Source organism: Dolomitihabitans soli (assembly GCF_022213955.1).
GTDB classification, from domain to species: domain Bacteria; phylum Actinomycetota; class Actinomycetes; order Streptosporangiales; family Streptosporangiaceae; genus Streptosporangium_A; species Streptosporangium_A soli.
In genome coordinates, this window is the sequence record NZ_JAKNTW010000007.1 from 246,499 (window position 1) to 269,840 (window position 23,342).

The 23,342-nt window shown below is 70.0% G+C and carries 18 protein-coding genes; 10 read left to right on the forward strand and 8 right to left on the reverse strand.

What is annotated here, in order from left to right; genetic code table 11:
• Window position 1 precedes the first annotated feature (1 nt).
• Both MBA17_RS16670 and MBA17_RS16675 read left to right on the forward strand, forming a co-directional pair.
• Window positions 2–1,993, forward strand: a complete 1,992-nt coding sequence (locus MBA17_RS16670; RefSeq protein ID WP_238497386.1) for a hydantoinase B/oxoprolinase family protein — start codon at window positions 2–4, stop codon at window positions 1,991–1,993.
• 15 nt (window positions 1,994–2,008) lie between these two features.
• Window positions 2,009–3,256, forward strand: coding sequence for an amidohydrolase (locus MBA17_RS16675; protein ID WP_238497387.1), 1,248 nt, complete (start codon window positions 2,009–2,011; stop codon window positions 3,254–3,256).
• Window positions 3,257–3,346: 90 nt separating this feature from the next.
• Here MBA17_RS16675 and MBA17_RS16680 read toward each other — a convergent pair whose 3' ends face one another.
• The 4 genes from MBA17_RS16680 to prcB all read right to left on the reverse strand — a co-directional run bounded on the left by MBA17_RS16680 (window position 3,347) and on the right by prcB (window position 7,494).
• Complete coding sequence (locus tag MBA17_RS16680; RefSeq protein WP_238497388.1) at window positions 3,347–4,261, reverse strand: FKBP-type peptidyl-prolyl cis-trans isomerase; 915 nt, start codon at window positions 4,259–4,261, stop codon at window positions 3,347–3,349.
• A gap of 111 nt (window positions 4,262–4,372) precedes the next feature.
• On the reverse strand, window positions 4,373–5,731 hold the full coding sequence (pafA, locus tag MBA17_RS16685) for a Pup--protein ligase (protein ID WP_238497389.1): 1,359 nt from the start codon (window positions 5,729–5,731) through the stop codon (window positions 4,373–4,375).
• Between the two features lie 114 nt (window positions 5,732–5,845).
• Complete coding sequence (gene prcA / locus MBA17_RS16690) at window positions 5,846–6,646, reverse strand: proteasome subunit alpha (protein ID WP_238497576.1); 801 nt, start codon at window positions 6,644–6,646, stop codon at window positions 5,846–5,848.
• Between the two features lie 41 nt (window positions 6,647–6,687).
• Window positions 6,688–7,494: a proteasome subunit beta gene (gene prcB, locus MBA17_RS16695; RefSeq protein ID WP_238497577.1), complete on the reverse strand. Its 807-nt coding sequence runs from the start codon at window positions 7,492–7,494 to the stop codon at window positions 6,688–6,690.
• Between the two features lie 253 nt (window positions 7,495–7,747).
• On the opposite strand from prcB, the gene MBA17_RS16700 reads away from it, so the two are divergent.
• The 6 genes from MBA17_RS16700 to MBA17_RS49495 are packed head-to-tail and all read left to right on the forward strand — an operon-like array spanning window position 7,748 to window position 16,303.
• Window positions 7,748–9,139 (forward strand): extracellular solute-binding protein, encoded by a 1,392-nt coding sequence (locus MBA17_RS16700; protein ID WP_238497390.1) that lies wholly within the window; start codon window positions 7,748–7,750, stop codon window positions 9,137–9,139.
• 32 nt (window positions 9,140–9,171) lie between these two features.
• Complete coding sequence (locus MBA17_RS16705; RefSeq protein ID WP_238497391.1) at window positions 9,172–10,089, forward strand: carbohydrate ABC transporter permease; 918 nt, start codon at window positions 9,172–9,174, stop codon at window positions 10,087–10,089.
• Between the two features lie 8 nt (window positions 10,090–10,097).
• Window positions 10,098–10,937, forward strand: a complete 840-nt coding sequence (locus MBA17_RS16710) for a carbohydrate ABC transporter permease (RefSeq protein ID WP_238497392.1) — start codon at window positions 10,098–10,100, stop codon at window positions 10,935–10,937.
• Window positions 10,934–11,995 carry an ABC transporter ATP-binding protein gene (locus tag MBA17_RS16715; RefSeq protein WP_238497393.1) on the forward strand — a complete coding sequence of 354 codons (1,062 nt, stop codon included), beginning with the start codon at window positions 10,934–10,936 and terminating at the stop codon, window positions 11,993–11,995. The genes MBA17_RS16710 and MBA17_RS16715 overlap by 4 nt, the downstream gene beginning before the upstream one ends.
• A complete protein-coding gene (locus MBA17_RS16720) occupies window positions 11,992–13,203 on the forward strand; it encodes a CehA/McbA family metallohydrolase (RefSeq protein ID WP_238497394.1) in 1,212 nt (403 codons plus the stop codon). Before MBA17_RS16715 ends, MBA17_RS16720 begins: the two co-directional genes overlap by 4 nt.
• A 19-nt stretch (window positions 13,204–13,222) precedes the next feature.
• On the forward strand, window positions 13,223–16,303 hold the full coding sequence (locus tag MBA17_RS49495) for a glycoside hydrolase family 38 N-terminal domain-containing protein (protein ID WP_455432772.1): 3,081 nt from the start codon (window positions 13,223–13,225) through the stop codon (window positions 16,301–16,303).
• Window positions 16,304–16,776: 473 nt separating this feature from the next.
• On the opposite strand, the gene MBA17_RS16730 is transcribed toward MBA17_RS49495, so the two are convergent.
• A complete protein-coding gene (locus tag MBA17_RS16730) occupies window positions 16,777–16,986 on the reverse strand; it encodes a ubiquitin-like protein Pup (protein WP_238497395.1) in 210 nt (69 codons plus the stop codon).
• Window positions 16,987–17,145: 159 nt separating this feature from the next.
• Here MBA17_RS16730 and MBA17_RS16735 point away from each other — a divergent pair, with 159 nt between their 5' ends.
• Both MBA17_RS16735 and MBA17_RS16740 read left to right on the forward strand, forming a co-directional pair.
• Window positions 17,146–17,550, forward strand: a complete 405-nt coding sequence (locus MBA17_RS16735; protein WP_238497396.1) for a hypothetical protein — start codon at window positions 17,146–17,148, stop codon at window positions 17,548–17,550.
• 110 nt (window positions 17,551–17,660) lie between these two features.
• A complete protein-coding gene (locus tag MBA17_RS16740; RefSeq protein WP_238497397.1) occupies window positions 17,661–18,500 on the forward strand; it encodes a serine/threonine-protein kinase in 840 nt (279 codons plus the stop codon).
• A 4-nt stretch (window positions 18,501–18,504) separates the two neighbouring features.
• Here the strand turns inward: MBA17_RS16740 and dop are convergent, their stop codons facing one another.
• The 3 genes from dop to arc form a co-directional block, all read right to left on the reverse strand.
• Window positions 18,505–20,022, reverse strand: a complete 1,518-nt coding sequence (gene dop / locus MBA17_RS16745; protein ID WP_238497398.1) for a depupylase/deamidase Dop — start codon at window positions 20,020–20,022, stop codon at window positions 18,505–18,507.
• 85 nt (window positions 20,023–20,107) lie between these two features.
• On the reverse strand, window positions 20,108–21,256 hold the full coding sequence (locus MBA17_RS16750) for an acyltransferase family protein (protein ID WP_238497399.1): 1,149 nt from the start codon (window positions 21,254–21,256) through the stop codon (window positions 20,108–20,110).
• Window positions 21,257–21,417: 161 nt separating this feature from the next.
• Complete coding sequence (gene arc / locus MBA17_RS16755) at window positions 21,418–23,181, reverse strand: proteasome ATPase (protein ID WP_238497400.1); 1,764 nt, start codon at window positions 23,179–23,181, stop codon at window positions 21,418–21,420.
• Between the last annotated feature and the right edge of the window lie 161 nt (window positions 23,182–23,342).

The window sequence follows — 23,342 nt, forward strand, 5'->3', positions numbered from 1 at the left end:
CGTGCGGCTCGACCCCGTCACCCTGGAGATCGTCGGCAACCGGCTCGGCGCGCTCACCGAGGAGATGTGCCTGACCCTGCAGCGCACCAGCAGATCGCTATACGTCAAGGAGACCGCCGACTTCTGCTGCGCCCTGGCCGGAGTGGACGGCGGCTTCGCCGCCTACCCGCGCGGCATCGGCGTGTCCGGGTTCGTCGGGCTGAACTGCCTCACCGCCGTACGCGCCGCCGGCCCCCTCGAACCCGGCGACGTGATCATCACCAACGACCCTTACCGGTCGGGCGGGCTCGCCACCCACCTGACCGACATCCAGCTCATCGAGCCCTACTTCCACGACGGCGAGATCGTGGGCTACGGATGGGCGTTCATCCACTGCTCCGACATCGGCGGCCGGGTGCCGAGCAGCCTGTCCCCGACCAACGACGAGATCTACCAGGAAGGGCTGCAGATCCCGCCGGTGAAACTGGTCCGCGCCGGTCGCCCCAACCACGACGTCGAACTGCTCCTCAGCGCGAACAGCCGCACCCCCGAGGCGAACCTCGGTGACATCCGGGCGATGCTCGCCGCGCTGCGCACCGGCCGCGAACGGCTCGCCGGCGTCATCGCGCAACACGGCGTGCGGACCCTGCTCACCGCCCAGGACGACCTGATCGACTACACGGCGCGCAAGGCGAGCGCGGCCCTGTCCCGGCTCGGCGAGGGCACCCACCGCTTCGTCGACTACCTCGACGACGACGCCGTCTCCCGCGTCCCCGTACGCCTGTCGGTCACCGCGACGCTCGCCGCCGGACGCCTGCACCTCGACTTCACCGGCACCGACCCGCAGGTCGCCGCGGCCTTCAACATCGCCACCCTGGGCACCGCGCACGCCTGGATCACCACCAGGGTGCTGGCGCTCATCTGCACCCTCGACCCGGACATCGCGCTCAACGCCGGCCTGATGCGGCCCATCTCCGTGACGGTCCCCGAGGGCTCCCTGGTCAATCCGGTACGGCCCGCCGCGGTCGGCGTCCGGCACGCCGCCGCGTCCCGGGTGAACGACGCGGTGGGAGGCGCCCTCGGCCTGGCCGCGCCGGACGTCCTGCCCGCCGCCTCCAGTGGCCTGGTGGTCCCGGTGGTGGTCGCCGAGCACACCCACGCGGGCCAGAACGTGCAGGTCCTGGAACCCATGGTGGGCGGCACCGGCGCGCGGCTCGGCTCCGACGGCGTGGACGGCAGGGACAGCGGCATCTCCAACCTGTCCAACAACCCGGTGGAGACCGTCGAGACGGAGATCGGGGTCGAGATCCTCCGTTACGGCCTGCGCCGCGACTCCGGCGGCGCGGGCCGCTGGCGCGGCGGCTGCGGGCTGGAGCTCACCTTCCGGGTGCTCGGCGACAACTCCCGGCTGCTGGCCCGCGGCCTGGAACGGCTCTGTTTCCGTCCCTGGGGGGCGGTGGGCGGACGGCCGGGCGCGCCGACCGAGCTGATCGTCGACCCGGGAACGCCCCGGGAACGCCGCCACCTCAAGATCGACGTGCTCCCCCTGGAACGCGGCTCCGTGGTGACCCTCCTCACCTCGGGCGCGGGCGGGTACGGCGATCCCCTGCTGCGCGACCCCGCCGCCGTGCTGCGCGACGTCGAGCGGGGCGTGGTCTCCATCAAAGCCGCCGCATCCGACTACGGCGTGATCATCGAGGAGTCGGCCGGCGTCCTCACGCTCGGCGCCCCCGCCCGGCCCGTCACACCGGAGGGTGGCGGGCCGGGATCGGAGTTCGGGCCCGAGAGGGTGGCCTGGGAGTCGGTGTTCGACGTGGAGTCGGTCGACCGGCTCGTCGCGGGCCTGTTCGCGCTGCCGCACGCGGACCGCTCACCGCGCAGGACCGCCGTCTACGCGGCGGCCCTGCGGCACCTGCCGGACGACTTCCCCCGGACCCCCGCCGCACCCGACCGGGTGCGGATCTCCCGCCAGGCGCTGACCGATGAGATCCTGAAGCTCGAACACGGCGAGTGACCGGGAGACGAACCGATGAACGACGTGCTGGCGGCCTTCGACGACCGGGCACGCGCCGGCTTGACGGCCCTGTACGAGGACCTGCACCGCCACCCGGAGCCCGCCTTCCAGGAGGAACGTACGGCGGGCATCGCCGCGGCACGGCTGCGGGACGCCGGATTCGAGGTCACCACCGGCGTCGGCCGTACCGGGGTGGTGGGGGTGCTGCGCAACGGCGAGGGGCCGACCGTCGCGCTGCGCGCCGACATGGACGCGCTGCCGGTGCGGGAACGCACCGGCCTGCCGTACGCGAGCACCGCGACCGGCCGTGACGCGGACGGTGAGCGGATCCCGCTGATGCACGCCTGCGGGCACGACATGCACGTGACGTGGTTGTGCGGCGCGGCGGACCTGCTGGCTTCGGGGCGGGAACACTGGCGCGGCACGGTGCTGGCGCTGTTCCAACCGGCGGAGGAGCTGGGGGCGGGCGCGCTGGCGATGCTGGACGACGGGCTGCTGGAGCGGTTCCCCGTGCCCGGCGTCGTGCTCGGCCAGCATCTGTTCCCGCACCCCGCGGGCACGCTGCTGCACCGCGCGGGCGAGGTGATGGCGACGGCCGACAGCATCGAGATCCGGCTGCACGGGAGAGGCTCGCACGGGTCGCAGCCCGAGCGCGGCGTCGATCCGGTCGTGCTGGCCGCGGCGACGGTGATGCGGCTGCAGACGATCATCTCGCGTGAGGTGTCGCCGCTGGAACGCGCGGTGCTCACCGTGGCCAGGCTGCGCGCCGGGCACAAGGAGAACGTCATCCCCGACGAGGCGTCGATCACGCTGAACGTGCGGACCTTCTCCGCAAAGGTGCGTGACGACGTGCTGTCCGCGATCAGGCGGGTGGTGGAGGGCGAGGCCAGGGTGTCGGGGGCGCCGCGTGACCCGGAGTTCCGCACGCTGAGCGAGTTTCCGCTGACGGTCAACGATCCCGCCGCGACGGAGCGGGTCGCGGCGGCCTTCACCGCCAGGTTCGGCGCGGACCGGGTGCGGGAGATGGAGCCGATGATGGGCAGCGAGGACTTCGGGCTGTTCGGCACGCGGGCCGGGGCGCCCTCGGTGTTCTGGGGGGTCGGCGGCGCCGACCCGGACGTGTACGCCCGCGCCGAGCAGGCGGGACGACTGGCCGAGGACGTGCCGGGCAACCACTCGCCGTTCTTCGCGCCCGTCGTCGAACCCACCCTGTCCACCGGCGTCGAGGCGCTCGTGACCGCCGCGCTCGCCTGGCTCCGCTGAACACGCGGGGGCGGCTCGGCCCGGCTCCCCACGCGGTGCACACAGCAGGGCCCGACCCGGCGTAACCGGATCGGGCCCTGGGGTGGAACGTCAGTAGGCGGCCAGCACGTCGACCGCGAAGACCAGGGTGTCGGTGCCCTTGATCTTTTCGCCCTGGCCCTCCTTGCCGTAACCGAGGTCCGGCGGGATGGTCAGCAGCACGCGGCTGCCGATCGGGACGCCGACCAGGCCCTCGTCCCAGCCCTTGATGACCTTGCCGGTGCCGATCTGGAACATGACCGGCTGGCCGTTGGTCCAGCTGCTGTCGAACTCGCTGTCGGTGCCCCAGATCTTCCCGACGTACTGGACCATGATGGACTGGCCCTTCTTGACCTCGGGGCCGGTGCCCTTGATCACCATCTCCTGGACGAGCTTCTTGGACGGCTTCTCGTCGGTCTTGGTGGTCAGCTTGGGAGCCTTCCCCTCGGGGTTCTCCAGCTTGACGCCCTTGACCCCGGGGTCGGAGGCCTTCCCGACGGCGGACTTCACCGTGGGGCTGTCGAGCACGTCGACGACGAAGACCTGGGCGGCCGTAGTGTCGGCGCCCTGGGCCTTGGCCTGGTCGAGCTGCTCCTTGGTGTAGCTGTCGGCGGCGACGACGGCGTAGAAACGGCCGCCGGGCTTGGCGCCGACGAAGCCCTGCTTGACGACCTTGGGCAGTTGGTCGCTGACCGGCACCAGCTCGGGCGCGCCGTTGTCGTAGGTGGACCCGCCGGACGCGTTCTTCTTGCCGTCCCAGGTGTAGACGGTCAGGTTGGCCACGACGGAGTCGCCGTCCTTGACCGGGGTGCCCGTCCCCTCCTTGAGGACCTTGGAGGTCGAGGTGGTGGCGGGCTTGCCCGCCGGGAACTTGACGGTCGGCTTGGTGCCCACCTGGCCATCGACCGACAGACTGGCCGAGGTGGTGGCCGAGGTGCCCTTCTCCTCCACGTCAGTGCCGCAGCCAACGGCGAAAAGCAGTGGCACTGCAGCTAGAACGGCCAGACGGCGTCGCATAAGTATCCCTCGCACAGACATCAGGTTTCGCAACCCTACCCGAGCGCTCATACAGAGGGAGTAAACAAAAGACGATCTTGGCTACATGCCTGCGATCAGCTTTTCCACCCGCTCGTCCACGCTGCGGAACGGATCCTTGCACAGCACCGTGCGCTGAGCCTGGTCGTTCAGTTTCAGATGCACCCAGTCGACCGTGAAATCGCGGCGCTTCTCCTGCGCCTTGCGGATGAACTCGCCGCGCAGCCGGGCCCTGGTGGTCTGCGGCGGCACCGACTTGGCTTCGAAGATCTTGAGATCGGAGGCGACCCGCTCCACCGAGCCGCGACGCTGCAACAGGTAGAACAGGCCACGCCTGCGGTGCACGTCGTGGTAGGCGAGATCGAGTTGCGCGACCCGCGGCGAGGACAGCGGCAGGTCGTACTTGTTGCGGTAACGCTCGATGAGCTGGTACTTCGTCACCCAGTCGATCTCACGGGCGACCAGGTCGAGATTGCCCGAGTCGACCGCGTGCAGAGTGCGCTCCCACAGCTCCAGCACCCGGTGCGCGATCTCGTCGCCGCCTCGCCGGTCGACGAAGTCCTTCGCCTTCGAGAGGTATTCCTGCTGGATCTCCAGCGAGGACGCCTCCCGCCCGTTGGCCAGGCGCACCCTGCGGCGGCCCGTCATGTCGTGCGAGACCTCCCGGATCGCCCTGATCGGGTTCTCCAGCGACAGGTCACGCATCACCGTGCCCGCCTCGATCATGCGCAGCACCAGGTCGGTGGCGCCGACCTTGAGCAGCATCGTGGTCTCGCTCATGTTGGAGTCGCCGACGATCACGTGCAGCCGGCGGAACCGCTCGGCGTCGGCGTGCGGCTCGTCCCGGGTGTTGATGATGGGCCTGGACCGGGTCGTCGCGGAGGAGACGCCCTCCCAGATGTGCTCGGCCCGCTGCGAGACGCAGTAGACGGCTCCGCGCGGGGTCTGCAGCACCTTGCCGGCGCCGCAGATGATCTGCCGGGTCACCAGGAACGGGATCAGCACGTCGGCCAGCCGGCCGAACTCGCCGTGCCGGCCGACCAGGTAGTTCTCGTGGCAGCCGTAGGAGTTGCCCGCCGAGTCGGTGTTGTTCTTGAACAGGTAGATGTCGCCGGCGATCCCCTCCTCCCGCAGCCGTTTCTCGGCGTCGACGAGGAGCCCCTCGAGGATTCGCTCACCCGCCTTGTCGTGGGTGACGAGTTCCACGACGTTGTCACACTCGGGTGTGGCGTATTCAGGATGGCTTCCGACGTCAAGGTAGAGACGCGCGCCGTTGCGCAGGAAGACGTTGCTCGATCGACCCCAGGACACGACCCGGCGGAAGAGGTATCTGGCCACCTCGTCGGGGGACAGCCGTCGCTGCCCCCTGAACGTGCAGGTGACGCCGTACTCGTTCTCCAGCCCGAAGATGCGACGATCCATCACCTAACACTATTCCCCTCGAACGTGCCGCGGGTCGGATCTCCGCCGCTGTTTCGGTCGTGCGGCCCGCCCGCCGCCGGACACGGCGGGGCGGACCGCGGGAACCTCATGACGTCAGTCTCCCTGCCCGGTGTCGATGTCGCCGTCGGGGGCGGTCGGCGCATCGGGACCGGGAGACTCCAGCGGCGGCGTCTTACCGCCCTCGGCCGGCTTCTCCGCCGGGGCCGCCGGGGCGCTTTCGGCGAGCAGACCTTCGAGCCTGGCCCCGGTCAGGCGCAGGAATCTGCGATGCGGCCGGTTCCGGTCGAGGACCGCGACCTCCAGCTGCGAGGTCGGCGGCGCCTCCCCGCCCGGCTCGGTCAACGCGGTCACGCCCACCCGCAGCGCCTCGGTGAGGGCCATCCCCTCGCGGTAGCCCTCCTTCAGCCGGGTGGCGACCGCGTCCGCCTGCCCGCCCATGGCCACCATGCCGTGCTCGTCCTGCACCGACCCGTCGAAGGTGAGCCGGTAGATCTGGTCCTCCTCCGCCGAATCGCCCACCTCGGCGACGACGATCTCCACCTCGTACGGCTTGATCGACTCCGTGAAGATCATGCCGAGGTTCTGCGCGTAGAGATTGGCCAGGCCGCGGGCCGTCACATCGCCCCGGCCGTACGTGTAGCCGTTGATGTCGGCGTAGCGGATGCCGCCCAGCCGCAGCGCCTCGAACTCGTTGTAACGACCGACCGCGGCGAATCCGATGCGGTCATAGATCTCGCTGATCTTGTGCAGGGCCCGCGAGGCGTTGTGCGCGACGAACACGATGCCGTCTTCGTACTGCAGCACGACCGAGCTGCGGCCACGCGCGATGCCCTTCCGCGCGTAGTCGGCCTTGTCCCGCATCTGCTGTTCGGCAGGCACATATCCAAAGGGCATGGACACCGGTGGCTTTCCTCTCCTTGTTACGGCCGGTACGGCTAGCGCAGCGGGGCGGTCGGACCGTCGGGCGCGGTCATCCTGGCATCGAGCATCGTCCGGACATGACCCTCGACCTCCTCGTCGGGCAGGCGGTGGAACCCGTCGGCGGTGATCACCGCGACCACCGGCCAGATCCGCCTGGCGACGTCGGGGCCACCGGTGGCCGAGTCGTCGTCAGCCGCGTCGTAGAGCGCCTGGATGCAGGTGAGGGCCATGTCCTCCGGAGAGGCGTCGGGACGGTAGAGCTTCTTCAGCGAGCCCTTCGCGAAGATCGAACCAGACCCGATCGCGTTGTAGCCGTGATGTTCGTAGGGTCCGCCCGCGACGTCGTAGCCGAAGATGCGGCCGTGGGCGGCGTCGGGATCGTAGGCGGCGAACAGCGGCACCACCGCCAGCCCCTGCATCGCCATCGGCAGGTTGTCGCGGATCATCGTGGCGAGCCGGTTGGCCTTGCCCTCCACGGAGAGCGTGCGGCCCTCACGCTTCTCGTAGTGCTCAAGCTCCACCCGATAGAGCTTGGCCATCTCCAGACCGGTGCTCGCGGTGCCGGCGATGCCCATGCAGGAGTAGTCGTCGGTGCGGAACACCTTCTCGATATCCCGCTGAGAGATCATGTTGCCCGAGGTCGAACGCCGGTCACCGGCCATCACCACGCCGCCGGCGCAGGTGGCCGCCACGATGGTGGTCGCGTGCGGAACCTCGTCACCGACCGCCCTGGCCAGGGCCGGCCTGCGCCCAGGCAACAGATCAGGCGCGTACGACCCGACGAACTCGATGAACGACGAGCTACCCGTGTTCAAGAACATGTTGTCCGCAAAGCCGGCGGGCAGGTCCCTGTGCGATGCCACGCGACTCCCTCCCAAACAGACGATCCGATAGGCCGACCTTACTCATCTTGGTCTCCTGCTTGCACTTCCCACGATCAGCTCAGCGCGAACCGCCCAGCCCACCCCACGTTCTCCCGACATGAATCTTTACGCGGGGTTACGGCCGTGCGATTGTCGGTATGTCTGCACCTCCTGAATGTCTATGCCACTACACCTCCCCTAGGAGGTCACTGTGAGACTCACTCGCCGACCTGCGAAGACACTCGCCGCCCTGGCCGCTTCCACCCTCGTTCTCGCAGCGTGCGGGAGCGGCGGCGGCTCGGATGACGGCAGCGTCACCCTGACCATCACCGCCAACGCGATCTCCGGCGGCAAGAACGCCAACGGCGCCGACTGGATCAAAACCTGGGTGATCCCCCGCTTCGAGGCCGCGCAGAAGGCCGCGGGCCGCCAGGTCCACGTGCTCTTCCAGCCCAACGGCGTCGACGACGAGCAGTACAAGACCAAGATGGCGCTCGACCTCAAGTCGAAACGCGGCGCCGACATCATAGACATGGACGGCATCTGGATCGGCGAATTCGCCCAGGCCGGCTACATCAAGCCGCTCAGCGAAACGGCCGGAGCCGCCGTCGACTCCTGGGAGGGCTGGACCCAGATCCCGCAGGCCGTCCAGGGGCTCGGCATCTTCGAGGGCAAGAAGTACGCGCTGCCCGTCGGCACCGACGGCCGGGTCCTCTACTACAACAAGGCCCTGTTCAAGAAGGCCGGCCTGCCCGCCGAATGGCAGCCCAAGAGCTGGCAGGAGATCATCGACGCGGGCAACGCGCTGAAGAAACTCCCCGGCGTCACCCCCATCCAGATCAACGCGGGCACCGCCATGGGCGAGGCCACCACCATGCAGGGCGCGCTGCCGCTGCTCGCCGGAGCCGGAGCCGAGGTCCACACCGGCGGCAAATGGACCGGCGGCGGCCAGGCCGTCAAGGCCGTGCTCGGCTTCTACCAGCAGATCTACGGCTCCGGCCTCGGCGATCCCCAGCTGCAGCAGGAGGCCAAGGGCCGCGACAAGTCCTTCCTGGAGTTCTCCGAGAACAAGATCGGCATCCTCGCCGAAGGCGACTACTTCTGGCGCTCGGTGATCGCCCCCGACATCGGGGTGGCCCCGATGGCCGACCGCGACGACGTCGTCGGCTACGCCATGATCCCCGCCAGGCAGCCCGGCGGCGGCATCCGCGGCCAGGACTTCGTCAGCATGTCGGGCGGCTCCGCCCGGGTCCTCAACCCCTTCTCCGAGAACGCCGCGGCCGCCTGGGAACTGCTCGCCTTCATGCACTCCGCCGAGGCCACCGAGGCCGAGCTCGCCATGGCGGACGAGGCCCGCATCACCGCCAGGACCGACGTCAACGACAAGGTCCTCGCGGACGACCCGATGCTCGGCTTCATCTCCGAGAAGGTCCTCCCCCTCACCGCCTACCGTCCCCCGCTCGCCGTCTACCCCCAGGTCTCCACCGCCCTGCAGGAGGCCACCGCCGCCATCGTCTCCGGCACCTCCCCCGACGAGGCGGCCGCCACCTACCAGCGGAAACTGGAGGGACTCGTCGGTGGCGCCGGCAACACCGCCGGCTGAGGCCCGCGGCGCACGCCGTACGGGGGAATGACGTGAGCGGCGACGCGGCAGGGCTCGGACGGGGCAGGGCGGCGGCGTTCGTGCTGCCCGCACTGGTGCTGATCGGCGTGTTCCTCGTGTTCCCCGCACTGTGGACCATCTACCTCGGGCTCACCGACTACCGCCTCACCGGGCTGGCCGCCGCCGACCCGCAGGTCGTGGGCCTCGACAACTACACGACGGCGATCGGCGACGAACGGTTCCAAGGCTCGCTGTGGCTGACCGTGCAGTTCGTCATCGGCTCGGCGATCATCGGGCAGGCGGGGCTCGGGTTCGCCATCGCCTGGACGATGCGCGACCGGCGGGGCCCGGTGCGGCGCGTCGTCGAAGGGCTCGTCCTGCTGTCCTGGATCCTGCCCGGCTCCGTCGTCGCGTTCCTCTGGATCGCACTGCTCGACCGCGACGGCGGCACCCTCAACACACTGCTCGGCACCCCGGAGAACGCCTGGCTCCTGGACAACCCGATGCTCTCGATCATCGTGTTCAACACGTGGCGGGGTACAGCCTTCTCGATGATGCTCTACGCCGCGGCCCTGGAGAACGTGCCACCCTCCCACCTGGAGACCGCACGCCTCGCCGGCGCCTCCACCTTCCAGCAGCTCAGAGACGTCGTGCTGCCCCGGATCAAGGGCCACGTGCTCACCAACCTGCTGCTGATCAGCCTGTGGACCTTCAACGACTTCACCCCGTTCCTGCTCACCGCGGGAGGGCCGGAGGGACGCTCGGAGATCCTCCCCGTCTACGTCTACAACGTGGCCATCGGCGACGGCCAACTGGGCGTCGGCGCCGCCGTGTCCTTCCTCATCCTCGCCATCAACCTCGTCTTCGCCCTCGCCTACCTGCGCCTGATCCGCGGCAGGAACCGCGCCGAAGCGCCGCTCCAGGCACCCTCCGGCCGGGGCGGGGGGTGAACGGCCCGATGGCACCCACCGGACGCCGGTACGTCGGCCACCTGCTCAGCCGCCTGGCCCTGACCGCCCTCCTCGCCGTCGTGCTCGCCTTCTTCGCGCTGCCCATGCTGTGGCTCGCCACCGCGCCGTTCGACGCGACCCCCGGCATCCACGTGTCGCTCCCCGAGTTCACCCTCGCCAACTTCGGCGCCATCCTCGACAACCCCTACGCCCTCGGCTCCCTCGCCAACTCCGTCATCCAGGCCGGCGGCGCCGCGGCCCTGGTGGTCGTGCTCTCCGCACTGGCCGCGTACGCGCTGTCCCGCGTCCGGGTGCCCGGCCGCGACGCCCTGCTCTACCTCCTGCTGCTGATGTCCTCGATCGTCACCGGCACCGCCGCGATGGTCCCGATCTTCGAGCTCGCCAACCGCCTCAACCTCATCGACACCCACCTCGGCGTGATCCTGGTCACCTCGGGCGGCCTGCTCCCCGCCGCCATCTTCATCCTCAAGGACTTCATGGACGGCACCCCGACCTCCTACGAGGAGTCGGCCAGGGTCTTCGGCGCCGGCCCGCTCCAGATCCTGTGGCACATCGTCGTGCCGCTGGTCCGCCCCGGGCTCGCCACCATCGCCGTCTGGGCCGTCGCAGGCGTGTGGGGCGGCTTCCTGCTCCAGTTCATCCTCATCCGCGACCCCGAACGCGCACCCGGCTCGGTCATCCTCTACACCCTCTACACCGAGGGCGGCCAGCCCAACCTCTCACTCATCGCCGCCTTCTCCCTGCTCTACTCGCTGCCCGTCGTCGTGATGTACCTCTTCGTCAGCACGAAGTACGGCTTCCGCTTCCACGGAGGGATCAAACGGTGATCTCCCTGCACGGCCTGACCAAGGTGTACCCCGGTGGGGTGTGCGCCGTGGACGAACTCGACCTGGAGATCGCCGACGGCGAGTTCTTCGCCCTGCTCGGCCCTTCCGGCTGCGGCAAGACGACCCTGCTGCGCACCATCGCCGGCCTGGAGACCCCCACCTCCGGCACCGTCGGCATCGGCGGCGCCGACGTCACCACCACCCCGCCCGGACGCCGCGACGTCGCCATGGTCTTCCAGGACTACGCCCTGTTCCCCCACATGGACGTCACCGACAACATCGCCTACCCCCTGCGCGTCAAGAAGACCCCCAAAACGGAACGGCACGCCAAGGCCGCCGCCACCGCCGCCCGCCTGAGCCTGTCCGACATGCTCACCAGACGCCCCGGCCAGCTCTCCGGCGGCCAGCAGCAACGCGTCGCCCTGGCCCGCGCCATCGCCTGCCACCCCAAGGTCTTCCTCTTCGACGAGCCCCTGTCCAACCTCGACGCCCGGCTCCGTCTCGAAGCCCGCACCTTCCTCAAACGCCTCCAGCGCGAACTCGCCGTCACCACCGTCTTCGTCACCCACGACCAGGGAGAGGCCCTCGCACTCGCCGACCGCATCGCCGTGATGTCCGGCGGCCGGCTCATGCAGGTCGGCACCCCCACCGAGATCTTCCAGCGGCCCGCCACCCCCTTCGTCGCCTCCTTCATCGGCGCCACCCCCATGAACCTCCTGCCCGGCGACGTCCGCGGCGACGTCCTGCACGTGGCCGGCGCCGCCCTCCCCGCCCCGCCCGGCCTCACCGACGGCGACCACATCACGTACGGCGTGCGCCCCGAATACACCGACCTCTCCGCCTCCCCCCGCGACGACGCCTTCCCCGGCACCGTCGCCGTCATGGAGAACCTCGGGACCGCCAACCTCGTCACCATCGAAGCCGGCGACACCCTCATCCAGGCCGTCGTCCCCGAAGGAGACGAACCCGCCCTGGGCACCGCCGCCTGGGCCGTACCCCGCCAGGCCCGCGCCCTCGTCTACACCGGCGACCGCCTCCACGCCCCCATCCCGGCATGACCGGCGTCCTCCGGCTCACCGGCCGCCCCACCCTCGACGACCGCGCCGCCGCCACCGTCCACGAGATCCCCTTCCAGCCGCCACCCTGGGCCCGCGCCCTCACCGTCCACCTCGACTACGACCGCGCCGCCGGCGTCCTCGACCTCGGCTGCCACGGCCCCGCCGGGTACCGGGGCTGGTCCGGCGGCGCCCGCGAGCAGTACACGATCGCCCCCGGCTGGGCCACCCCCGGCTACCTGCCGGGCGACCTCGAACCCGGCACCTGGCACGTCCTGCTCGGCCTGCACCGCCTGCCGCCCGGCGGCCTGCCGTACGAGATCGTCGTCACCCCGCACCGCACACCCCCCGCGCCGCCACCGCCCACCGTCGTCCCGCCGGGCGAACGGCCGCCGCCCGCCGCCCGGCGGCGCGGACTCCCGCAGCTCGACGGCCTCACCTGGGTCGCCGGAGACCTGCACGCCCACACCGTCCACTCCGACGGCGGCCTCACCGTGCCCGAACTGGCCGCCCTCGCCCGCGACCAGGGCCTCGACTACCTCGCCGTCACCGACCACAACACCGTCAGCCACCACACCGAACTCCCCGCCGCGGGCGCCGCCGCCGGCGTCGCCCTCCTCCCCGGCCAGGAGGTCACCACCGACCTCGGCCACGCCAACGCCTTCGGCGACATCGGCTGGATCGACTTCCGCCGCCCCGCCCAGCACTGGGCCGACACCGTACGACGGCGCGGCGGCGTACTGTCCGTCAACCACCCGGTCGCCGCCGACTGCGCCTGGCGGCAGCCCACCACCACCCGTATCCCCGCCGCCGAGATCTGGCACTGGAGCTGGTGGGACCGCACCTGGGGCGCGCCGCTCGCCTGGGCCGCCGCCTGGGCCGACGACGTCGTCATGCTCGGCGGCAGCGACTACCACCGCCCCGGCGAAGGCCACCCGCCGGGCGCGCCCACCACGTGGATCCTCGCCGGCGAACCCGCCGCCGCCCTCGACGGCGTCCGCGCCCGCCGCACCTCCGTCTCCGCCACCCCGGACGGGCCGCTCCTGCTCCGCCACGGCGACGAGTTCCTCATCCGCGACGGCGACGGCCTCATCCTGTGGGGGCCCGACCACCGCACCGTCGTCACCGGCGACGACGTCACCCTGCCCGCACGTCCCGGACCCCACCGCCTGGAAACCGCCCGCAACGAGGTGATGGCACTGTGCACCTGACCCATCGGAGGCCCAGCCCGTGAACCCCGCCTACGACATCGTGGTCGTCCCGCACACCCACTGGGACCGCGAGTGGTACCTCCCCTTCCAGCGGTTCCGTCTCGGCCTGGTCCGGATGCTCGACGAGGTCCTCGACACCATGGCCGCCGACCCGGCCTACCGGTTCACCATGGACGGCCAGCTCGCCGCCCTGGAGGACTACCTCGAGATCCGCCCGGAACGCCGCCCGCTGCTGACCGCCCTCGTCACCGAGGGCCGCCTCGCCGCCGGCCCCTGGCAGATCCTCGCCGACGAGTTCCTCTGCGCCGGCGAGACCCTCATCCGCAACCTCGAGTACGGCATGCGCGGAGCCCGCGCCCTCGGCCGCGTCATGCCCGTCGGCTACCTGCCCGACCAGTTCGGCCACTGCGCCCAGATGCCGCAGATCCTCGCCCAGGCCGGCCTCACCCGCGCCTGCCTCTGGCGCGGCGTCCCCGCCCACGTCGACCGCGACGCCTTCACCTGGACCGGCGCCGACGGCACCGCTGTGCACACCCGCTACCTCCCCACCGGCTACGGCAACGCCGTCGCCGTGTTCAGCGGCACCCCGGACGCCCGGCACGACCGCCTCACCGCCTTCCACGACGCGATGCGCCCCTGGCACCCCGCCGGCCCCCTGCTGGCCATGTACGGAGCGGACCACAGCGCCCCCGCCGCCGACATCACCGCCGCCGGACTCCGCCTCGCCACCCTCGACGACTACGTCACCGCCGACCAGGCGGAGACCGGCCTCCCCGAGGTCCACGGCGAACTGCGCTCCCACGCCCGCGCCAACATCCTGCCCGGCGTCATCTCGGCCAGGATCCCCGCCAAACGCGCCATGGCCGCGGCCGAACGCACCGTCACCCGCTACGCCGAACCCCTGGCGGCCATCTGGCTCCCCGGCGACACCGCGGGCGCCCGCCTCCTCGACATGGCCTGGCGCCGCCTCATCGCGTGCAGCGGCCACGACTCCATCACCGGCTGCGGCGCCGACGAGACCGCCCAGCAGGTCGCCGCCCGCATCGCCGAGGCCGGGCAGATCGGGCAGGCCGTGGTCGACATGGTCGCCGCGGAACTCGCCGCCACCGCCCCCCGCGGCGACCTCGTCATCGTCAACCCCTCGCCGCACGCGCGCACCGGGCTCGTCCTCGCCGACCTCCCCGCGGACCACGCCCGCCTCGGCGTCCCCGTCCAGCGCCTCGAACTCGCCCCGACCCTCCTCGACGAGACCGTCATGGACGACCTGACCCTGCTGCTCGGCCGGGTCCACGAGAGCGAGCTGTACGGCTTCGAGATCCTCTCCTGGGAGGTGAGCGACCAGGCAGCAGACGCCCAGAGCGACCAGAGCGACCAGGGCGACCAGCGCGACCAGGGCGACCAGCGCGACCAGCGCGACCAGCGCGACCAGCAAGCAGACGCCCGGGACGCCCAGCACGACCAGGAAGCAGGCGGGCACAAGGCAGACGGTCAGGCAGCCGGCCGCGTCTTCAGCATCACGGTCGGCAGGCACGCCGCCCCCGGATACGACCACGCCGACCTGCGCGCCGCCGTACTCGACGCCGCCGGCCGCCCCGGCCCGTGGACCGTGCGCACCCTCGCCGAACCCGTGGTCACCGTCGCCGCCCTCGTCACCGTCCCGCCGCTCGGCCGCACCACCCTCACCCCGGCCTCGTCGGCCGCCGCGTGCGACCCGTCATCCTCCAGCGCCGCCCCCGGGTCCGCGGCCCCGGTCTCCTCACCTGGTCCGGGTGTGCTGGACAACGGCCTGCTGCGCGTCACCGTCGCCCCCGACGGCACGCTCTCCCTGCGCACCCCCACCGGCCTCCAGGCCGACGGCGTGGGCCGGATCGTCGACGGCGGCGACGCCGGGGACACCTACAACCACGCCCCGCCCGCCGCCGACCGCCTTCTCGACACCCCCACCTGGGTGCGGACGGAGGAGATCTGCACCGGCCCCCTGGTCTCCGCCATCGAGATCACCCGCGGCTACGCCTGGCCGGCCACCTCCACCGCCGAGGCCCGCTCGTCCACCACCGCCGCGGTCACCGTCGCCACCCGCGTGGAACTCCGCGCCGGCGAGCCCTTCCTCCGTGTGGAGACCACCTTCGACAACCCCGCCCGCGACCACCGCGTCCGCTGGCACGCCCCGCTGCCGAACCCCGCCGCGGAGTCCTTCGCCGAGGGCCAGCTCGCCGTCGTACGGCGCGGCCTGACCGCCGAGGGCGGCGGCGGCGAGCACCCCATCCCGACCTTCCCCGCCGAGGGCTTCGTCACCGCGGGCGGCCTGGCGATCCTCCTCGACCAGGTCACCGAGTACGAACTCCTCCCCCCGCCCGCCGTACCTCCCGGCTCACCCACCGAGCACGCCGACTTCCTCGCTGTACCTTCCAACTCCGCCGCCGAGCACTCCGGCACACCCGCCGTACCTCCCGGCTCGTCCGCTGAGGTCCCCGGTGCGCCCGCGGAGCTCGCGATCACGCTGGTCCGCTCGGTCGGTCACCTCTCACGCAACCGCAACGCCTACCGCGACGAACCCGCCGGCCCGCAACTCCCCACGCCCGAAGCCCAGTGTCCCGGCACCCTCACCACCCGCTTCGCCGTACACCTGCACGAGGACGCCTGGCCCGAGGCCGGACTGACCCGGCTCGCCGAGGAATTCCGCCACGACCTGCTCGCCGTACCCGGCTCCGCCGCCTCCCGGTCGACGGAAGCAGCCGGCGACAGCCTGCCGGCGGGCTCGGCGGAGGCCGCCGGGGCGGGTCTGGAAGCCGTGCGGGACGTGTCCGGGGAGACCGGAGTCGCGGCCGCGGGGGCCGGGGCGGTGGAGGTGACGGGACCAGGGGTGGTCATGGTCGCGTTCAGGGAGCGGGACGGCGCGCTGGAGGTGCGGCTCGTGGCCGAGCACCCGCGCCCGACCGAGGCGGTCGTGCGAGGCACATTCGGCGCGGCCCACCGGGCCGACACCCTGGGCAACCGCGGTGAAGCGCTGAGCGTGGCCCCCGACTCCCCGCTACGCCTCCCCTTGCGTCCTTTCGAGATCGCGACGATTCATCTGCTGCCGGCGAGTGAGTCGAGGTAGCGGTCCCACTCCTGTTCCTCCTCGCACACGCCACGCTATTCAGCGAACATGCGATCGATATCAGTCTCGGTGATGCCATAACGATGCTTCAGGTGGCAATGCCGCTCGCTACCGTGGTTCTTGGTTGTTCTCCCGCATCACCAGCGTCTGACACGACTTGCGGTAGCTGGTGAGCCCTGACTTCTTGGCGCGGTTCAGTCCGAAGGCAGTGGCTTGGCCGTTTCACACTGCGGGCACCACTTCTCCCCGTCCGGCAGATCCGGGCAGCCCGCACCACCTTGCCCCGCTCAGCCATGCGCGTCCGATAGCTGACAGCGGACCTCTGCCGAAAGCACCCCTTACAGGAGCGAGCCCTAGGCATCCGCTTATTAGACCCGAACGCGGAAAGGCCCAAACCTCACCGCAGTCCGGGCACTCCTTAACCTCCGCCGAAGATTCCACCCGATTTGCCCTAAAATTATGTCCGATTTGCCCTATTGTCCGCCTTTTTGCACATAACTGCGGACGAATTCCTCTGCGTTCTCTTCGAGAACTTCGTCGATTTCGTCAAGAATTGAGTCGACATCGTCAGTGAGCTTCTCCTGACGCTCCTGGACGTCGGTCGCCTCCTGGGTCTCGGTCTCCTCGACGTCGCTCTCTCGGCGGCCCGTCTGCTTCTGGCCGCCGGTGTCCTTCGTCGCCATGTCGTACCTCCCGGTAGGGGGAACCTCTCCCCCTTATCTTCCCCGAACGGACCGACATTGCGCGCCCAGAGCCCAGCGATCTTTCCGAAAGCCCGATTTGACCGGATAGCTCTACTGTCCAATAATTGGATAGCATAGCTACCCAACAAGGAGTCCACCATGACCTCCGCATCGCTGAGCACCGCCGGCGTGCTCCTGATCACCGTCCCCGCCGTCTCCTTCGGCGGCATGGCGCTCCTCGCGCACCTGACCCGCGACATCCCCGGCTACAAGGACAATCCGACCAGGCGGGGGCTGTGGCGCGCCGGGCACGCGCATGCCGGGGTGCTCGTCCTCTTCGCACTGGTGGCGATGCTCTACATCGATCAGGCCGACCTGTCGGACGGGCTGAAGAGCCTGGTCCGCGTCCTGATCGTCGCCGCGCCGATCCTGATGCCGCTGGGCTTCTTCCTGTCGGTGGTACGGCCGGGCGACACGAAGCCGAACGCGTTGATCTGGCTGACGGTGGCGGGCGGAGTGGGACTGGGCCTGGGGACGCTACTGTTGGGTGTCGGCCTGGTCTGACCCGCTACCGAATCGTTATTCTTCTTACGGAGAGTGTCCCACATTTGCGGCTGGTCGCCCGTTAGACATGATTCGTTCCAGCGCACAGTGAAACGGGTGGTTCACGGCACGTGGACGGGCAACTACTGCTCGGAGATCGTTATCACCTGCTGTCGCCCATCAGGCGTGGCCGTACAGGGATCATGTGGCGTGGCCACGATGCCCGGCTGCGCCGGGATGTGGCGATCAAGGAGGTGCAGCCCCGCTATCGGGCGAACACCGTCGACCTGCCCGACGCGCGGCGTAGAGCGCTGCGCGAGGCGCGGTCGGCCGGGCGGCTGAACCATCCCGCGGTGGTCACGGTGCACGATCTGCTGGAGGAGCAGGGCAGGCTGTGGATCGTGATGGAGCTGCTGGAGGGCCTGACGCTGAAGGAGACGGTCGCGCACGTCGGGCCGCTCCCCGTGCACTGGGCGGCGTGGATCGGCTTCCAGTTGCTCTCAGGGCTCCGGCACGCGCACGGGGCGGGCGTGCTGCACCGGGACATCCATCCGGGGAACATCCTGCTGACGGGCGATCGGGTGGTGCTCTCGGACTTCGGGATCGCCGCGGTGCGGGAGGATCCGGCGGCGGCGATGTCCTCGACGGTGCCGCTGAGATACTCGCCGGCCTACACGGCTCCGGAGCGGCTGCGCGGGCAGCCGGTCTCACCGGCGGCGGATCTTTGGTCGTTCGGCGCGTGTCTGTACTTCGCCGCGGAGGGACGGCCGCCGTCGCCGGAGGCGGAGGCGGTGGTGACACCGGGCCGGACGGGACCGTTGCCGGCGCTGCTGGAGGGCCTGCTCGAACGTGATCCGGCCCGCCGGATCACGGCGAGCCGTGCCTCGGGGCTGCTGACCGAGACGCTGCGGCTGGAGGGCGTCGGGGTGGCGCCGTACCGGCCGGCCGCGCTGCGGCCGCCCGGCGGCTGATCCGTCAGCTGTCCCCGGTGAGCGCCGCCACGAGGTCGGCGGCGGTGCGGCAGCGGTCGAAGAGCTCGCCGACGTGGGCTTTGGTGCCCCGAAGGGGTTCGAGGGTGGGGACGCGCTGGAGGGAGTCGCGGCCCGGGATGTCGAAGATGACGGAGTCCCACGAGGCGGCGGCGACGGACTCGCTGTACTGGCGCAGGCAACGGCCTCGGAAGTAGGCGCGGGTGTCGTTGGGCGGCTGCTCCACGGCGCGGTCGACCTCTTCCTCGCTGACGAGGCGTTGCATGCGCCCGCGGGCTACGAGGCGGTTGTAGAGGCCGCGGTCGGGGCGGATGTCGGAGTACTGCAGGTCGACGAGCTGGAGCCTGGGGTGGGACCAGGCGAGGCCGTCGCGGCTGCGGTAGCCCTCCAGGAGTTCGAGCTTGGCGACCCAGTCGAGCTCGCGGGAGAGCTGCATGGGGTCTTCCGCGAGCCGGGTGAGCACGGACTCCCAGCGGTCGAGGACGTCCTTGGTGACCTCGTCGACGCCGTGGCCGCTGCGCTCCTCGGCGTACTTGCGCGCCTGCTCCAGGTATTCCATCTGGAGCTGGACGGCGGTGAGCTTGCGGCCGTCGCGGAGCTGGATCTCGTACTTGCAGGAGGGGTCGTGGGAGACGGCGCGGAGGGCGGCGACCGGGTTGTCCACCGCGAAGTCACGGGTGAGGAAGCCGTCTTCGATCATCGCGAGCACGAGCGCGGTGGAGCCCAGCTTGAGATATGTCGATATTTCCGACATGTTGGCGTCGCCGATGATGACGTGCAGGCGCCGGTACTTCTCCGGGTCCGCGTGCGGCTCGTCGCGCGTGTTGATGATGGGCCGCTTGAGCGTGGTCTCCAGGCCGACCTCGACCTCGAAGAAGTCGGCGCGCTGGCTGATCTGGAAGCCGTCGCCGCGCGAGTCCTGCCCGATGCCGATCCGGCCCGCCCCGGTGACGACCTGGCGGGAGACGAAGAACGGGGTGAGGTGCCGGACGATGTCGGCGAAGGGGGTGGCGCGCCGCATGAGGTAGTTCTCATGACAGCCGTACGAGGCACCCTTGTTGTCGGTGTTGTTCTTGTACAGCTGGATGGGCGCGTTGGTGGGGATCGCCGACGCGCGGACCGCGGCGTCGTGCATCACCCGTTCGCCCGCCTTGTCCCAGATGACCGCCGCACGAGGGTTGGTGCACTCGGGCGTGGAGTATTCGGGGTGGGCGTGGTCGACGTAGAGCCGGGCGCCGTTCGTGAGGATCACGTTGGCGAGCCCGAGGTCCTCGTCGGTGAGCTGGCTGGGGTCGGCGACCTCGCGAGCCAGGTCGAACCCGCGGGCGTCGCGCAGCGGGTTCTCCTCCTCGAAATCCCACCGCGCGCGGCGTGCCCGTGCAGCTGAGGCGGCCAGGTAGGCGTTGACGACCTGTGAGGAGGTCACCATCGCGTTGGCCCCCGGCTGCCCGGGCACGGAGATGCCGTACTCGGTCTCGACGCCCATCACCCGCCGTACCGTCATGCGCACCCTCTATCCGTCTAGGGCTGTGCTTCCGCCGTATATATCCCCGAGCCTAGACCCTTCACCATCGGGTGCGGCCAGACGGTTACGGGACAGATGTCTTTTCATCGGCCCGCTCGGGATTCCGCGGTACGGCGCGGCGCGTCCCCGCACGCCGTGACCGGGGACGGAACAGCCGCTGGACCGGACGTTCGGCGAATCGGTACACGACGAAGGAGATCGCGATGCCGGCGAGCGTGGTCGTGATGGCCGTCGCCCAGGCGGGGAGCGTGTCGCGCATGGCGGGGATGAGGAGGACGGCGACGGGGGTGTGGAAGAGGTAGAGGGGATAGGTGATGCCGCCGAGGGTGGTGAGGCCGCTCCAGGTGAGGCGGGACAACGCGCCGAGGGCGACGGCGGCCATCACGAGGAACATCACGGTGATCGCGGCGAAGACCATCCACTCCTCGACGGGCATCGCCTTGGCTCCCGCGGCCTCCACACGGCCCGCCACGCGCTCGACGGCCGATTTGAGGGCCAGGCAGTACCCGGCGGCGACAAACCCCCACAGAACGAACGTGGAGCCGAAGCGGTGGATCAGGAACAGCGCCATCCCGGCGATGAAGTAGGGCGCGTACTTCGGCATCACCACGAGGTCCACGAGGTACTCGGGGAGGTCGCCCGGCTGCAGGAGGGGAACGAGGAAGGTCGCGGCGAGCGTGGCGGCCAGCCAGGTGCCCATGAAGGCGAGGCAGCGGCCCATGGTGACTCCGGCGAGGACCAGCACGGCGATGAGCACGTAGAACCTGAGCTCGACCCAGAGCGACCAGTAGACGCCGTTGGCGTCGGTGACGCCGAAGGCGCGCTGGAGCATGGAGAGGTTGACGGCGTACTCGCCGGCGGTCAGCTTGGGGTCCAGGGCGGTGGCCCGGGTCAGCCCGTAGACGCCGGCGACGGCCAGGATGCTGAGCCAGTACGCGGGGTAGAGCCGGACCAGCCTGGATCGGGCGAACCCGCCGATGCCCCGCCCCCACACGGTCATCAGGATCACGAATCCGCTGATGACGAAGAAGAGTTCGACGCCGAGGATGCCGAGCCCGGCCAGAGGGGCGACGCCGGGGAACAGGTCGCTGGGCCGTTCTCCCCAGATGGAGGCGAAGGCCACCAGGTAGTGGAAGGCGACCACCGCCAGGGCCGCGAGGAAGCGCAGGAGGTCCAGCTCGGCGAGTCGGCCCCGAGCACCTGTGCCGGTCACGCGTCCCGGCCGTATCGTTCACGCACGGACCTTTGACGATCTAGGTCTCGTCCCGGTTCCCCCTGATTTCACACTGGTCACATCTGTCACATCCGTCACGTCCGAAACATGAGTGCGGCCCGCCCCCCATTCGGGGACGGGCCGCGCCGTTCAGCCTGTGATCAGAGGTACTGGCCGGTGTTGGCCACCGTGTCGATGGACCGGCCGGCCTCGGTGCCCTGCTTTCCGGAGACGAGGGTGCGGATGTAGACGATCCGCTCGCCCTTCTTGCCGGAGATGCGGGCCCAGTCGTCGGGGTTGGTGGTGTTGGGCAGGTCTTCGTTCTCGGAGAACTCGTCCACGCAGGCCGCCAGCAGGTGCGCCACCCGCAGGCCCTTGCGGCCGGTCTCCAGGAACTCCTTGATCGCCATTTTCTTGCCGCGGTCGACGATGTTCTGGATCATGGCGCCGGAGTTGAAGTCCTTGAAGTAGAGGACTTCCTTGTCGCCGTTGGCGTAGGTCACCTCGAGGAAGCGGTTCTCCTCGGTCTCGGTGTACATCCGTTCGACGACCCGCTGGATCATCGCCTGAACCGTGGCCGCGCGCGAGTCGTCGTGCTCGGACAGGTCGTCGGCACCGAGTGGGAGCCCGGTGGTGATGTACTTCGAGAAGATGTCCTTGGCCGCTTCGGCGTCGGGCCGCTCGATCTTGATCTTGACGTCCAGGCGGCCGGGCCGCAGGATCGCCGGGTCGATCATGTCCTCGCGGTTGGAGGCGCCGATGACGATGACGTTCTCCAGCCCCTCCACTCCGTCGATCTCCGACAGCAACTGGGGGACGATCGTGTTCTCGACGTCGGAGGAGACTCCCGAGCCGCGGGTGCGGAAGATGGAGTCCATCTCGTCGAAGAACACGATGACGGGGGTGCCTTCCGACGCCTTCTCCCGGGCACGCTGGAAGACCAGGCGGATGTGCCGCTCGGTCTCGCCGACGTACTTGTTGAGAAGCTCGGGGCCCTTGATGTTGAGGAAGAAGCTCTTGCCGGACTGGCCGGTCTTCTCCGCGACCTGCTTGGCCAGGGAGTTGGCGACGGCCTTGGCGATGAGCGTCTTGCCGCAGCCGGGCGGGCCGTAGAGAAGCACGCCCTTGGGCGGGCGCAGCTCGTGCTCGCGGAACAGGTCGGCGTGCAGGTAGGGCAGCTCGATGGCGTCCCTGATCTGCTCGATCTGCCGGGACAGCCCGCCGATCTCCTCGTAGGAGATGTCGGGGACCTCCTCCAGCACGAGCTCTTCGACCTCGGACTTGGGGATGCGCTCGTAGACGTAGCCGGAGCGGGGCTCCAGCAACAGCGAGTCGCCTGCCCTTATCGGCTGGTCGACCAGCGATTCGGCGAGGCGGACCACACGCTCCTCGTCGGCGTGTGAGATCACCAGTGCCCGCTCGTTGTCCTCAAGGAGTTCCTTGAGCATGACGATCTCGCCAACGGACTCGTAGCCGAGCGCTTCGACGACGTTGAGCGCCTCGTTGAGCATGACCTCCTGGCCACGCCTGAGGGCTTCGACGTCCACCGCCGGGCTGACGTTGACGCGTAGTTTGCGGCCACCGGTGAAGATCTCCACCGTGCCGTCTTCTCGGGTCTCAAGGAAGACGCCGAAGCCGGACGGCGGTTGTGCCAGCCGGTCGACCTCCTCCTTGAGCGCGACTATCTGGTCCCTGGCCTCCTTGAGGGTGGCCACCAGGCGTTCGTTCTGGCTGGTGACCGCCGCCAGATTGGCCTGTGCCTCGTGGAGCCGTTCTTCGAGAACCCTGGCCTGACGGGGAGACTCCGCCAGCTTCCTGCGCAGCGCTGTGATCTCCTCCTGGAGGAAGGAGACCTGTGTTGTGAGATCTGCGACCTCCCGTTCGCGCTGCGCGGCTCGAGCCTCTGCGTCGTCGCGAGCTGCCACGCCCCGTCACCTCCTTCCCAGTCGAGGGCGACTACTAATGACCCTACCTATCTCAAGGCTTTCCGTAACCTGGCCGGGCAGTGTTCGTCTAGTTACAACCGGTGTTCGGTGATTAATCCCCAATGGTGCGTTTACTACTGGCAGCATATGAACACGACAAT